The sequence below is a fragment of the Variovorax sp. P1_G12 genome (assembly GCF_056405555.1).
The window spans coordinates 101284-114239 of the sequence record NZ_JBFUBW010000028.1; the positions used below are offsets into that span (position 1 = coordinate 101284).

General features: G+C 69.8%; 16 protein-coding genes and 1 tRNA gene. 6 read left to right on the forward strand and 11 right to left on the reverse strand.

The window, feature by feature from the left end; genetic code table 11:
• Position 1: 1 nt before the first annotated feature.
• From AC1D2O_RS27460 to AC1D2O_RS27470, 3 genes are read right to left on the reverse strand one after another with little or no spacing between them, the layout of a single operon-like run.
• Positions 2-592 carry a cysteine dioxygenase family protein gene (locus AC1D2O_RS27460; protein ID WP_478089823.1) on the reverse strand — a complete coding sequence of 197 codons (591 nt, stop codon included), beginning with the start codon at positions 590-592 and terminating at the stop codon, positions 2-4.
• A 22-nt stretch (positions 593-614) separates the two neighbouring features.
• Positions 615-1013, reverse strand: a complete 399-nt coding sequence (locus tag AC1D2O_RS27465; protein ID WP_478089824.1) for a DUF488 domain-containing protein — start codon at positions 1011-1013, stop codon at positions 615-617.
• Positions 1014-1036: 23 nt separating this feature from the next.
• Positions 1037-2887 carry a PhoX family protein gene (locus AC1D2O_RS27470; protein WP_478089825.1) on the reverse strand — a complete coding sequence of 617 codons (1851 nt, stop codon included), beginning with the start codon at positions 2885-2887 and terminating at the stop codon, positions 1037-1039.
• 94 nt (positions 2888-2981) lie between these two features.
• Between AC1D2O_RS27470 and AC1D2O_RS27475 the strand changes: the two genes are divergently transcribed.
• Positions 2982-3815, forward strand: coding sequence for a crotonase/enoyl-CoA hydratase family protein (locus AC1D2O_RS27475; protein ID WP_478089826.1), 834 nt, complete (start codon positions 2982-2984; stop codon positions 3813-3815).
• A 27-nt stretch (positions 3816-3842) separates the two neighbouring features.
• Here the strand turns inward: AC1D2O_RS27475 and AC1D2O_RS27480 are convergent, their stop codons facing one another.
• Complete coding sequence (locus AC1D2O_RS27480; RefSeq protein ID WP_478089827.1) at positions 3843-4514, reverse strand: nitroreductase; 672 nt, start codon at positions 4512-4514, stop codon at positions 3843-3845.
• 69 nt (positions 4515-4583) lie between these two features.
• On the opposite strand from AC1D2O_RS27480, the gene AC1D2O_RS27485 reads away from it, so the two are divergent.
• Positions 4584-4808, forward strand: a complete 225-nt coding sequence (locus tag AC1D2O_RS27485; protein WP_478089828.1) for a hypothetical protein — start codon at positions 4584-4586, stop codon at positions 4806-4808.
• Positions 4809-4919: 111 nt separating this feature from the next.
• Positions 4920-5420: a BON domain-containing protein gene (locus tag AC1D2O_RS27490; RefSeq protein ID WP_478089829.1), complete on the forward strand. Its 501-nt coding sequence runs from the start codon at positions 4920-4922 to the stop codon at positions 5418-5420.
• Between the two features lie 12 nt (positions 5421-5432).
• On the opposite strand, the gene dkgB is transcribed toward AC1D2O_RS27490, so the two are convergent.
• Positions 5433-6242, reverse strand: coding sequence for a 2,5-didehydrogluconate reductase DkgB (dkgB, locus tag AC1D2O_RS27495; RefSeq protein WP_478089830.1), 810 nt, complete (start codon positions 6240-6242; stop codon positions 5433-5435).
• Positions 6239-7444, reverse strand: coding sequence for an MFS transporter (locus AC1D2O_RS27500; RefSeq protein WP_478158222.1), 1206 nt, complete (start codon positions 7442-7444; stop codon positions 6239-6241). Before AC1D2O_RS27500 ends, dkgB begins: the two co-directional genes overlap by 4 nt.
• A gap of 117 nt (positions 7445-7561) precedes the next feature.
• Here AC1D2O_RS27500 and AC1D2O_RS27505 point away from each other — a divergent pair, with 117 nt between their 5' ends.
• Together AC1D2O_RS27505 and AC1D2O_RS27510 are read left to right on the forward strand one after the other, a co-directional pair.
• A complete protein-coding gene (locus tag AC1D2O_RS27505) occupies positions 7562-8446 on the forward strand; it encodes a LysR substrate-binding domain-containing protein (RefSeq protein ID WP_478089832.1) in 885 nt (294 codons plus the stop codon).
• A 176-nt stretch (positions 8447-8622) separates the two neighbouring features.
• A complete protein-coding gene (locus tag AC1D2O_RS27510) occupies positions 8623-8862 on the forward strand; it encodes a DNA-directed RNA polymerase subunit alpha C-terminal domain-containing protein (protein WP_478089833.1) in 240 nt (79 codons plus the stop codon).
• A gap of 25 nt (positions 8863-8887) precedes the next feature.
• On the opposite strand, the gene AC1D2O_RS27515 is transcribed toward AC1D2O_RS27510, so the two are convergent.
• On the reverse strand, positions 8888-9085 hold the full coding sequence (locus AC1D2O_RS27515) for a hypothetical protein (RefSeq protein ID WP_478089834.1): 198 nt from the start codon (positions 9083-9085) through the stop codon (positions 8888-8890).
• 102 nt (positions 9086-9187) lie between these two features.
• Between AC1D2O_RS27515 and AC1D2O_RS27520 the strand changes: the two genes are divergently transcribed.
• Positions 9188-10429, forward strand: coding sequence for an NUDIX hydrolase (locus AC1D2O_RS27520; RefSeq protein ID WP_478089835.1), 1242 nt, complete (start codon positions 9188-9190; stop codon positions 10427-10429).
• Between the two features lie 35 nt (positions 10430-10464).
• Here the strand turns inward: AC1D2O_RS27520 and AC1D2O_RS27525 are convergent, their stop codons facing one another.
• From AC1D2O_RS27525 to AC1D2O_RS27540, 4 genes are all read right to left on the reverse strand, one after another.
• Positions 10465-10839, reverse strand: coding sequence for a VOC family protein (locus tag AC1D2O_RS27525; RefSeq protein ID WP_478089836.1), 375 nt, complete (start codon positions 10837-10839; stop codon positions 10465-10467).
• Positions 10840-10914: 75 nt separating this feature from the next.
• Positions 10915-10991 (reverse strand) — tRNA-Arg (locus tag AC1D2O_RS27530).
• A gap of 199 nt (positions 10992-11190) precedes the next feature.
• Complete coding sequence (locus tag AC1D2O_RS27535) at positions 11191-12639, reverse strand: TolC family outer membrane protein (protein WP_478158224.1); 1449 nt, start codon at positions 12637-12639, stop codon at positions 11191-11193.
• A gap of 46 nt (positions 12640-12685) precedes the next feature.
• Positions 12686-12956 (reverse strand): efflux RND transporter permease subunit (locus AC1D2O_RS27540; RefSeq protein ID WP_478158223.1); only part of this gene is annotated, 271 nt, incomplete at its 5' end.

Below are 12956 nucleotides of genomic sequence, written 5' to 3' on the forward strand. Positions count from 1 at the left end.
CTCAGCTTTCGTTGTGCGCGACCTCGATGCAACGGCGTGTACGCGCGTGCACGTCGTAGACGTTGAAGTTGCTCATCGACCTGCCGTAGAGGTGCAGACTGACCGCTCGGGGCCGCTCCGCCGGCACCCCGGTGACATGGATGTGATCGGGATTCGGTACGAAGCTCGTGACCGCGCCCTTGCGCAGCAGCACGATGCCGCCTCGCGCGAGGTCGATCTCCTCGTCGGCTCCCCGATCCGGCGATAGCCGGACGTAGCTGCGCTCCTCCAGCACACCTTCGAGCACGCCGACGACACCCCAGCTCCCGTGGTCGTGGACGGGGGTCCATTGACCGGGCAGCCAGACCAACGCGTACAGGGAGAGACTCTTGTCCGCCGCCTCGTAGACGAGGTTGCGGGTGTAGCTGGCGCCGGTACTCCGATAGTGCCGTGGCTCCAGGAACTCATCGGCCTGATCGATCAGGTCAAGCATCAGCGGCGCCAGGGCCAGCACGCAGTCGGCCGGGTCGGGTTGATTCCGGCTGCGGTTCTGGGCCTCGGCGACGAAGGCTTCGAGCGCGGGGGAGGTCAGGTGTGAAGTGGCGTTGGACATTCTTGGCTCCGGCCGTGGGCGCTCAATCGACGATCTCCGCGCCGCGCTCGGCCAGCAGCGCCCGCAGGAACGACCGGTGGCAATGCGCCTCGTCCTCGCAATAGCAGCCGACCGAGAACGCGCTCTGGTGCGACAGCGCGGCCAGAAGGTCCAGGCTGCGGCTCGCATCCGCCTCGGCCATTTCGCCCTTGTACTTGCGCCCGAAGGCGGCCCATTGCGCGGGCACGCCCGAGGCCAGCGCGGCCTGCGCCTGCTTCATCGTCTCGACCGAGGGCGCCAGGTTCGGGTACCAGACGTCGTACCAATTCTGCGTGGCGAATTCGGCCTTGGGAACGCCGCGCGGCGGCCGACGAACCGTACCGATGCGCAGCCCCTCGTCGGGTGCGCGGTCGCTGCCGAGGCGAACGATGCGGATGGCCATGTCCTGTTTCCTTTTTTTCTGTTTCAGGTGCCGACGATACCGCCGTCCTGGCGCCGCACGACCACCGTGGCCGAGCGCGGCCTCGCGCTGCCGGGCACCGTGCCGTCGGGCCAGGCGCTGTTCGGCCTGCCGCTGACCTCGTCGCGCGTCTCGCCCGGATGCTGGATGTTGACGAACAGGCTGCGGCGGTCCGGCGTCAGCACGCAGCCCGTGATCTCGCAGCCGCTCGGCCCGACCAGGAAGCGCTTGATGCGCCCGCTCGCGGGGTCGGCGCAGAGCATCTGGTTGTTGCCCAGCGCGGCCGTCGGTCCCTTGCCGATCGATGGCCCGCTCATGTCGGTCTGGATCCAGAGCAGCCCGCTGCTGTCGAAGTGCAGGCCGTCGGGGCTGCCGAAGGCGTCGGCGTCAGCGCTTGGATAGCGCACGCCCGCACCCGGCACGGCAGGGTCGCCGGCCAGTGCGAAGTGGTCCCAGGAGAAGGTGGTGCTCGCCGCATCGCGGCCGTCCTCGCGCCAGCGCAGGATGCCGCCGAAGAGGTTGTCGGCACGCGGATTCGCGGCGTCGACCGGCGGCATGCCCGGCCGGCCGCGCAGGCGGTTGTGGGTCAGCGCGACATAGGCCTCGCCGCTCGCCGGCTCGACCGCGATCCATTCGGGCCGGTCCATCCGGGTCGCGCCGACGATGTCGGCGGCCAGCCGGGCATGGATCAGCACTTCGGCCGGGTCGGCGAAGCCGCTCGCGGCGTCGATGCCGCCGTGGCCATGCCGCAGCGCCAGCCACTGCCCGCGGCCGCCGGCGTCGTAACGCGCGACATGGAGCGTGCCCTCGTCGAGCAGGTGCCGGTTGGCGACCCGCGCCGCCGCATCGCTGCCGGGCCGGACCTTGTCGCGGCTCACAAACTTGTAGATGTATTCGAAGTTCGAGTCGTCGCCCATGTAGACCGCGAGCCGGCCGTCCTTCGTGAGCGTGCAGGTGGCGCTCTCCTGGTGCTTGCGCCCGAGGGCGGTGCGCTTGACCGGTATGGACGCGGGATCGAAGGGGTCGATCTCGACCACCCAGCCGAAGCGGTTCGATTCGTTCGGGTGCTTCGCGAGGTCGAAGCGCTCGTCGACGCGCCAGTAGTCGACCCAGGAGCCGGTGGCCAGGCCATAGCGGCGCTGCGCCGCGGTGGCCTGCGCCAGCGATGCCTTCGGAGCGCCGAAGTAGACCTGGAAGTTCTCCTCGCAAGTGAGGTAGGTGCCCCAGGGCGTGACGCCCATCGCGCAGTTGGCGAAGGTGCCGTCGACCCGCTCGCCGGTCGGATCGGCGGCGGTGCGCATCAGCGGGCTGCCGGCCGCCGGGCCCGCGATGCGCATCGGCGTGCGGCCGTGCACCCGTCGGGCGTAGCGCGATGGCAGCACCTGGCGCCAGCCGGTGGCGTCGAGTTCGACCTCGATCACCGAGACGCCCATGGCGTGCAGCGACTTGCGGGCCTTGTCGGCGGTCCAGGGCGTCGTGCCGTCCGGATGCAGCAGCAGCTCGTCGGTGTATTCGTGGTTCATCACCAAGAGGCCGCGATCGGCGCGGCCGTCGAGCGCGAAGAAGTGCATGCCGTCGTGGTGCATGCCGGCCTGCACCGACTGGTCGGCCGCGCTGTTCGACGCGTCGGGGGCGAAGGCCGGCATCGACGACGCGATGCCGGTCGGCGTACCCCAGGGATAGAGCACCTGCGCTTCGTATCCGGGCGGCACGGTGACCGCGTCGCGCAGCGTGGCGGGCACGGCGCTGAAGCCGAGGCGGCGTTCGCCGGCCGGCAGGGCGCAGGCCTCGCCCAGGAGGGAGACGATGGTGGCGGCGGCTCCGGATTGCAGGAACTGGCGGCGGGCGAGCGGCATGGCGAGGGTCTGGAGGGTCTCTGTTGACTGGGCGACACCGCCATCATCGCCGAGCATCGATACTCGTCGTCAACCGAACACCAGGAGACACCCCGTGAACGATCGCATCGAATCCATCCGCCATGCCGATGGCGTCGTCGAACTGCAGCTGTCGCGCGCCGACAAGATGAACGCGCTGGACCCGGCGATGTTCGACGCCCTGATCGATGCCGGCAGCCGCCTGTGCAGCGACGCCGGCGTGCGCGCGGTGGTGCTGGCAGGCCGCGGCAAGGCCTTCTGCGCGGGGCTCGACATGCAGTCCTTCGAACGCATGGGGCAGGGCGCCGGCGCGGTCCTGGGCGCAGGCGCAGCGAACGTCGACATCATGGCGCGCACCCACGGCATCGCCAACGCGGCGCAGCAGGTGGCGATGGTCTGGCGCCAGGTGCCGGTGCCGGTGATCGCCGCGGTGCATGGCGTCGCCTTCGGCGGCGGCTTCCAGGTGGCGCTCGGCGCCGACGTGCGGCTGGTTGCGCCGGACACCCGGATGTCGGTGATGGAGATCAAGTGGGGCCTGGTGCCCGATATGGGCGGCATCGTGCTGATGCGCGAGCTGGCGCGCGACGACGTGGTGCGGGAACTCACCTTCACCGGGCGCATCTTCTCGGGCGAGGAGGCCTTGGCGCTCGGTTTCGCCACGCGGCTTGCGGCCGACCCGCTGGCCGAGGCGCTGAAGATGGCGCACGAGATCGCGCAGAAGAATCCCGATGCGATCCGCGCCGGCAAGCGGCTGCTCAACGCGGCCATGGGCCCGGGCGCCGCCGAACTCCTGCTGGCCGAATCGCTCGAGCAGAAGGCCCTGATTGGAAGCCCCAACCAGACCGAGGCGGTGCGCGCCAATGTCGAGCGGCGCGCGCCGCGTTTCAGCGACGCTCAGCCGGCCGGCTGAGCGCGGGGCCTATAGGGTGAACAGGCCCTAGACCCCCCGGAAGCTGAGCCACTCGCTGGCGGGCGCGCGGTCGCTCACGAGGCCGTTGACCGGATGCGCGGGATCGCGCTGGCCGATCGACATGCCGCAGAACAGCATGCGCTCGGGCGGCAACTCGATGGCACCGGCGACGGTGGCGGGGTAGATCGCCCAGCATTCCTGGGCGCAGCTGTCGAGGCCTTCGGCGCGCAGCAGCAGCATCACGGTTTGCAGGTACATGCCCAGGTCCGACCACTGCGGCGGGCCCATCGTGCGATCGACCGAGCAGAACAGCGCCAGGGGCGCGCCGAAGAAGTCGAAATTGCGGGAGAACCAGCGCCGGCGCGCGGCCTTGTCCTCGCGCGGGATGCCCAGGCGCGCGTACATCGCCTCGCCGACCTGGAAGCGGCGGTCGCGCCAGGGCGCGCGCAGCGCGGGGGGATAGATGTCGTAGTCGATCGGTTCCGGCTCGCCTCCCTCGACCAGGCGCTCTCGCATGCGCGCCTTCAGCGTCGCGAGGGCATCGCCCGCGAGCACGTCGATGTGCCAGGGCTGCAGGTTGCCGCCCGAAGGTGCGCGCGCGGCCTGTGTCAGCACCCGGCGGATGGTTTCGCCGTCGACCGGCGTCGGCAGGAAGGCACGGATCGAGTGGCGGCTGGCAACGGCTTCCTGGATGTGCATGGCGTTCGAATCGAGCTGGGTCGGGCGAGTGTAAGCAGGCCGCCAGGCCGCAGACGGCATACTCTCGCCGTGGCCATGTACTTACTCCATCGTTTGGCAGCCCAGGAGCTGCCCGTCGCCGTCACCACAGGTGAGGAGGTCGACGCCGTTCGCGTGCTCAGCATGGCTGGGCATATCAAGGCGATGATCCCCAAGCCTTTGCGCACGCTGAATGGCTACATCCAGCCGCCGGCCACCGTCAACGAGATCACCTCCCTCGGACGCACCATGTTGAAGCGCTTCCCGCAGCAGTAGCCAAACGGCGCGCCGTCGGCCTACAAGAGCTTGCGGCGCCATCGCCGCGCGGCGTCGCTCGACGGCCGCTAACGTGGCCGTCATGGGTTCATCGACGACAAGGGGGAGCGCATGACGCACCACCGACCGAAGCCACTCGTGCTGGCGCTCGCCGCCGGTGTCTTTTCGCTGGTGGCCTGCAGCGACCGTGCGAGCGACGATGCCGCCCGCCGCGAGGCCGACGCCGCGGTCGAGAAGACCGCGAAAGCCGCTGCCGCAGCGGCCGACAAGACCGCCGAAATGGCCGAGCTGGCGCGCGACAAGACCCGGGCCTTTGTCACCTCGCCGCAAGTGAAGCAGGATGCCGCGGCGGTCAAGAACGCCATCAAGGGCGCCGGAGCCGCTGCGGTGGCGACTGTCGACGACGCCGCCATCACCCTGGAAGTGACCCGGGCGCTGGCCAGGGATGCCGAGTTGAGCGCGAGCCGCATCGACGTCGAAACGAAGGGCGGCGTGGTGCACCTGGCAGGTCCGGCACCCAGCGCGGCGGCCAAGGCGCGCGCCGGCGAACTGGCCGGCAGCGTCCGAGGCGTCGCGACCGTCGACAACGCGCTCGAAGTCCAGGCGATGTGAGGCCGGCGCGGATCAATCCCAGGCCGGAGCCAGGCCTTCGGGACTGGTGAGCCGCCCATTGCGCTCCAGCAGCGCGATCCGCGCCATCTCGCCGTCGGAGAGCCGAAGCGCCCGTGCCCGCAGATTGCTTTCGAGGTGGGCGCGCTGGGTGGACGACGGGATCACCGCATGGCCCAGTTGCATGGCCCAGGCCAGCGCGACCTGCGCCGGCGTCGCCGAATGCGCTTCGGCAATCTGCCGGATCACCGGATCCTGCAGCACCGCGCCATAGGCCAGCGTCATGTACGAAGTGATGGCGATGCCCTGGCTGGCCGCGAACTCGGCCACCTTGCGGTTCTGCAGGTAGGGATGCAGCTCGACCTGGTGGGTCGCGATCTCGCTCGCGCCGACCGCTGCGATGGCTTGACGCATCAGATCGATGTTGAAGTTCGAGACCCCGATCCGCTTCGCGAGGCCTTGGCGCTTGGCTTCGGCCAATGCGCCCATGAACTCGGCCACCGGCACCGCGCCACCCGGCGAGGGCCAGTGGATCAGCACCAGGTCCGCGTGGTCGGTGCGCAGCTTGGCGAGGCTGTCCTTGAGGCTCGGGATCAGCCTGTCGCGGGCGTAGTGGTCGGTCCAGATCTTGGTCGTGAGAAAGAGCGCGTCGCGCGCCACGCCGCTGTCGGCGATCGCCCGGCCGACCTCGGCCTCGTTGCCGTAGATCTGCGCGGTGTCGACCGCGCGGTAGCCGAGCGCCAGCCCGGTGGCGACCGAGTCGATGGCAGCCTGGCCCTGGAGGCGGAAGGTGCCGAGGCCGAAGGGAGGAATGCTGGGGGTCATGAAGTGGTCCTGGGGTGGTTGAAATCGAGCGAGGGGGAGGCCGTGCGGGTGCGGTCGAGCCGCCCGCTCCAGACGGTGAGGGCGAACGCGACCATCACCACCAGGGCGCCGATCCAGCCGGTATGGACCAGGCCCAGGTGCGTGACCACCAAGCCACCGGCCCAGGCCGCGCCGGCGATGCCGAGGTTGAAGGCCGCGATGTTGAGTCCCGAGGCGACGTCGACCGCCTCCGGCGTGTAGCGCTCGGCCTGCTGCACCACGTAGACCTGGAGCCCGGGCACGTTGCCGAAGGCGACCGCGCCCCACAGCAGCACGGTGGCCAGCGCGAGCCACTTGTGCGGCGCCGTGAAGCTCAACATCAGCAGCACGGCGGCGAGCAGCGCGAAGATGATCCTGAGCGCCGGGATCGCACCGCGCCGGTCGGCCAGCCTGCCGCCCCAGATGTTGCCGGCCGCGACCGAAAGCCCGTAGACCAGCATCACGGCGCCGACCGCGCCGGCGCTGAAGCCCGACACCTCCGTGAGGATCGGCGCCAGGAAGGTGAACGGGATGAACGAGCCGCCGTAGCCGATCGCGGTCTTGGCATAGACCAGCAGCAGGCGCGGCTCGGCCAGCACCCGGAACTGCTGCGCCAGCGAGGCCGGCGGCGTGTGGCGGATGTCGTTCGGCACGAACAGCGCGCTGCCGGCGAAGGCGACGACGCCCAGCGCCGAGACGGCGAGGAAGGTCTCGCGCCAGCCGAAATGCTGGCCGATGAAGGTGCCCAGCGGCACGCCGGTGACCAGCGCCACGGTGAGACCGGTGAACATGATGGCGATCGCGCTGGCGGCCTTCTCCTTCGGCACCAGGCCGGTGGCGATGGTCGAGCCGATCGAGAAGAACACCCCGTGCGCGAGGCCGGTCAGGATGCGCGCGGCGATCAGCGTCTCGTAGCCCGGCGCCTTCCAGGCCAGCAGGTTGCCGAGCGTGAAGAGCGCCATGAGGCCGAGCAGCAGCGCCTTGCGCGGCAGCTTGCCGGTGAGCGCGGTGAGCACCGGCGCGCCGATGGCGACGCCGAGCGCGTAGAGGCTGACCAGCAGGCCGGCCGAGGGCAGGCCGATCTGCAGGTCGGCCGCGATGGTGGGAAGCAGGCCGACGATCACGAACTCGGTCGTTCCGATGGCGAAGGCGCTGAGGGTCAGCGCCAGCAAAGCAATGGGCATGAAATGCACTCCTTGGAATGAGGGTGCGAGTGTGGGCCCGGGACCTTTGCAGAAAAACACCGTTCGAAGCACAATATATTTGACTAGGAATCAATAATCTTCGAGCGAGGGGCGCCTTTGAAAACCACTGTCGAGGAACTTCAGGCCTTTGCCGCCGTGGTCGACGGCGGCTCGATCACCGCCGCGGCCGAACAGCTCGGACAGACCGTCTCGGGCATCAGCCGGGCGTTGGGCCGGCTGGAGCGCAAGCTGGCCACCACCCTGCTGCGCCGGACCACGCGGCGGCTCGAACTCACCGAGGAGGGACGGGCCTTCCTGGCGCACGCGCGCGCCATCCTGATCGCGATCGACGAGGCCGAGGAGCACATGGCCGCGCGGCGCCAGCAGCCCGCCGGGCGGTTGCGCGTCAATGCCGCCACGCCGTTCATGCTGCATGCCATCGTGCCGCTGGTGCCGGCGTTCCGGCGCGCCTATCCGCAGATCGAACTCGAGCTCGACAGCGACGAACTCAACATCGATCTGCTCGAGCGCCGCACCGACATCGCGATCCGCATCGGCGCGCTGCGCGACTCGACCCTGCATGCCCGCCCCATCGCCACCAGCAGGCTGCGGGTGCTGGCGAGCCCTGCCTACCTCGAGGCGCACGGTCGGCCGAAGAGCGTGGCGGGCCTGGCGCAGCACGCGCTGCTCGGCTTCACGCAGCCCGAAACGCTCAACCGCTGGCCGCTGCGCGGCACGCACGGTGACGAATGGCCGATCGCGGCAGCGCTCACCGCGTCGAGCGGCGAGACGCTGCGCCAGCTCGCGCTCGCGGGCGCCGGCATCGTCTGCCTGGCCGACTTCATGACCGCCGCCGATTGCGCGCGCGGCGATCTGGTCCAGTTGCTGGCGCGCGACACGGTGGAAGTGAGGCAGCCGATCAACGCGGTGTACTACCGCAACACGCAACTGTCGGCGCGGATCACCTGTTTCCTCGATTTCATGGCCGAACGCCTGGCCTGAGGCGGGTTCTGGAAAACCCTGTATGAAACAAGTTCAACTGCCTAAAAAGCAGACATTTCACTGTTCGATTTTCAGGCGATGCAATCGATTCGCCAGCGAAATTGCGAGGAACGAGGGGATCGCGCCGATGGCACGAACTGTGCAAGTTCCAGCCATCGTTCTCAGGAAGTATCGCCATGGATCCATGCCCCTCTGCCTTCGCCGCCGCCGCGGACCCCCTTTTGGACGCCGACATCGCGGTGCTGCGGTTGTGCGAGCGCACGACCAACCTGTTGCGCGTCAACGAACTGCACACGGTGCGCGACCTCGTCCGGCTGCCGGCCCGCAAGCTGTTCGCGCTCTCGCGGCTGGGTCGCAATTCGCTGCGCGAGATCGTCGACAGCATCGATCGCCAGGGGCTGCGTCTGGCGGATTGAGGTCGCTGCGACCCGGGGCGGTGTCTCAGCGACCCTGGTTCAGACGCTCGCGGCCCTGTTCGGTCAGGAACTTGCCGCCTTGCCTGTCGGAACGGACCAGGCCATTGGAGAGCAGGCGCTCGGAGACGCTGATCGCATCGGTCGGCGAACGCCGCGTATGGGCCTCGTGCAGGGCCAGCAGCGTGCGCCATTGTTCGTCATTGAGCTGAATCTTCTTCACCAAGGCTGATCTCCATCGACGCGCTGGAGTGTGGCGCAATCGGCCGCCGGCTTCCTCCCCAAAACAGGCGAGACGCGAAGCTGGTAAAACGTCCCCCGACTCCGAATGAACTCAGCTCCCAACCCCCCCACTTCGGCGCCGAAGCGTCCGATCCGCTTCGCGGCCACGCTGATCGTCCTGCGCGACGGTGCCGCCGGCCTCGAGGTGCTGATGCTGCGCCGTGCCGAGAAGGAAGGCGACCAGAACAGCGGCGCCAGTGTCTTCCCGGGCGGCGGCGTGGACCCGCAGGACCGCCTGCTGCATGAACGCTGCCAGGAGATCGACGATGCCGCGGCCAGCCGACGGCTCGGCCTGCCGGCCCATGGCCTCGACTTCTACGTGGCGGCGGTGCGCGAGTGCTTCGAAGAGGCCGGCCTGCTGTTCGCCTGCGAGGCCGATGGGCGGCCAGTCGCGCTGGACGGCATGGCGGCCGAGGCGATCGCGGCGCTTCGCGCGACCACGGAAGAGGGCGCCGAATCGCTGCTCGGGCTGTGCGCCGAGCGTGGCTGGCGGCTCGCAGCCGACCGGCTGGCGTACTTCGCCCATTGGCTCACGCCGCCGGGCATGCCGCGGCGCTTCGACACCCGCTTCTTCGTCGCGCTGGCGCCCGCCGCGCAGCAAGCCCGTCCCGACGGCCGCGAAACGGTGGAACACCAGTGGCTGCGGCCGGCCGACGCCCTTGACCCGGCGCGTGGGCTGCGGCTCATGAACGTGCAACGGCGAATCCTGGAGCAGCTTGGCGCCTTCGATAGCGCCGAAGCCTGCCTGGCGCACGCCCGCGGGCTGCAGGAGATTCCGCTGGTCATGCCGCGCCGGGCCATCGGCGAGGGCGGATTGCGGGCCGTGAACCCGGAGGAGCCCGCGTACGCCGAAATCGCCCGTATCGACCCGGAAGGCGAGGGCCACGGCCGCTGCGAGTTGGCCGACGGTCTCGCGATGTTCCTGTCGCCGCGGGTGCTGCGGGTGACCGCGCGCCGTGCGGACATGCTGGTCAACGCCTATCTGGTCGGCGGCGAGCGCAACGAGTGGGCGCTGATCGACGCCGACCCCGGCGACCCGAGGCACCGGGAACTGCTGCTGGCATCGGCGCCCGGCCCGGTGCGCTGGGTTCTTTCGTGGCACGACGTGCAGCCGCGCCTTGGCGAAAGCATCGACCTCGGCGGCTGCAGGCTGCGCGTGCTGCACCGGGGCTTCCTGCTGGAGGAAGAGAAGATGCTCTTCGTCGGCGAATCGGTGTCAGGGCCGGACTTCGGCGTCGATGACGTCGAATGGCTGGCGCCGCCCAGCGGCTTCCTGCTGCGCGCCTGAGCGCCTTTGTTCTGCCCCGGGCCCCGGGGCGCGCTTCAGGCGCCCTGGATCACCGCCAGAATGTTGCCCTCGCTGTCCTTGAACCAGGCGGCCCGGGCGCCGCCCTGGTTCACGATGCCATCGGCGTCCTGGCCGGGCATGCCGTAGTCCTCGAACACGACCCCGCGCGCCTTCAGATCGGCGACTTCGCGCTCGATGTCCTCGACCTGCCAGAAGGCCTGGCTGGCCTGCGAAGTGCCGGCGTTCGGCGTCGGATACAGGAAGCAGCCGGTGCCGCCGGCGAACTCGTAGTGGACCCCGCCGGCGACCTCGGCCCTGGGCTTGAAGCCCAGCGTGTCCTCGTAGAAGCGGCGGGCGCGGGCCACATCCCGGGCGGGAATGTAGGCATACATGGGGGATTGCTGCAGCATCGATCTCTCCTGTGGGGCGTCACCATGCGGAGTGTGCGGCGCGCCCGAGGGCAATTTCGACTTTTTTCAGCAAGATGGCGCGGCGGACAGGAATCGAACCCGTAACCCCCAGCTTAGAAGGCTGGTGCTCTATCCGGTTGAGCTACCGCCGCGCAGAAAAAGGCGCCGACCGTCGCGGCAGGGCCGGGAGGGTGGGCGGTCTGCGATTCTACGGTGGTGCCGGCGGCGGCGATCCTGCGCGCCTCCTTGCGCACTGTCGGCGCAGGCCGACAGGCGCTGGGGCCTCTGCCCGAGGCCCGCGTTCGCGGGGGCACTGCAAGCCAGCGGCAGGGCGCGGCCGCCGCCCGGAGCCTATTCGGCGATCCATGTGACGAGCACCGGCTGCGCGCGGGCAGGCGCCATCGGTGACGGTTCGCGCGGGGGCGGGGGTGTCGCGCGCCCGCTGCCGGCCGCGGATCGCGTCGGTGATGCGGCCACACCGCGGACCTCGAGCGCCAGCGCGTCGTTCACCCCCTGCAGGTCGCTCGCACGCAGCGTGCCGTTGGCCTGGCGCAGTTTCAGATGGTCCACCCAGGCGCCGTAGCGTGCGATGGCGAGATCGCGCCGGGCCTCGAAGAGCTGGGCCTGGGCATTGAGCACATCGATATTGATGCGCACGCCCACCTGGTAGCCGCGCCGGGTGGCGTCGAGCGCACTCTGGCTCGAGGCCGCGGCGGCTTCCAGCGCCTTCACTTGGCTCAGGCCCGAGACCAGGCCGAGATAGGCCGCGCGCGTGGCCTGCGAGACGCTGCGGCGGGTCGACGCGAGCGACTCGCGCGACTGCGCCTCGAGCGCCAGCGTTTCCTTGACGCGGTTCTCGGTGGCGAAGCCCGCGAACAGCGGCATGTTGAAGACCAGCGCGATGCTCGCGGCATGCACGCGGGTCCTGTCGCTGGCGGCGAGGCTGCCGTTGGGATTGTTCGTGACGTTGTAGCCCAGTTGCAGGTCGAGTGTGGGCTTGTGGCCGGCCTGGGCCTTCTCGACCTCGAGCTTCGCGACCTCGAGGCCCAGCCGGGCCTGCTCGATCGCCGGGTGCGCGTCGTCGGCCTGGGTCACCCAGGCATTGATGTCGGCCGGCTGCACCGCCGGCAGGACCACCGGCGCGGCCAGCGGAATCGGCTGGCTGCCGGGGCGTCCGACCAGCAGGTCGAGCGCGATCTTCCTGACCTGCAGGTCGTTCTCGGCCGCGATCTCCCGGGCCAGCACCAGGTCGTAGCGGGCCTGGGCTTCGCGCGTGTCGGTGATGGTCGAGGTGCCGACCTCGAAGTTGCGCTTGGCCGAGGCGAGCTGCTCGGCCACGCCGATCTTCTGCGCCCGCACCAGGGTCAGGCTGTCCTGGCTCGACAGGACATCGAAATAGGCCTGGCTCACGCGGACCACGAGGTCCTGCTCGGCGATCCTGAGCACGTCCTCGGCGATGTCGACCTGGCGCTTGCCCTGCGCGTAGGTGGCCCAGTCGGCGGGCCGATAGAGCGGCTGCGTGGCGTTGATGCCGGCGGCCTGCGTCGGGATGCCGCGGTTGAGAAAGGCGTTGTCGGTCGAGAGTTCCTGATGAGTGGCCGTGGCGTTGGCCGAGAGCCCCACGGCCGGCAGGATGCCGGCCTTGGCCTGTGCGGCCCGGGCCAGGTTGGCGTCGTACTGGGCCCGCGCGCCCTGATAGGTGGCGTCGTAGGCGCTCGCCGCGTCATAGAGTTCGATCAGGCTCTGGCCGTGGGCCGGAAGGGCGAATGCGGTGGCGAGCAGGCCGGCGAGCGCCGCCATGGGGAGAAGGGGTTTGGACACGGAATCGAGGAGGTCTTCGAGGGATTCAGGCCGGCTTCTTCTGTCCGGCCCAGCGGCGCCTGGCCCAGTTGGCCAGGTCGTCCATGTAGCAATAGACGACCGGCACCACCACCAGCGTCAGCAGCGACGAGGTGATGACGCCGCCGATCACGGCCTGGCCCATCGGCGCGCGCTGCTCGGAGCCTTCGCTCACGGCGAAGGCCAGCGGCACCATGCCGAAGATCATCGCCAGCGTGGTCATGAGGATCGGGCGCAGCCGCACGCGGGCCGCCAGCAGCAGGGCCTCGGCGCGCGGC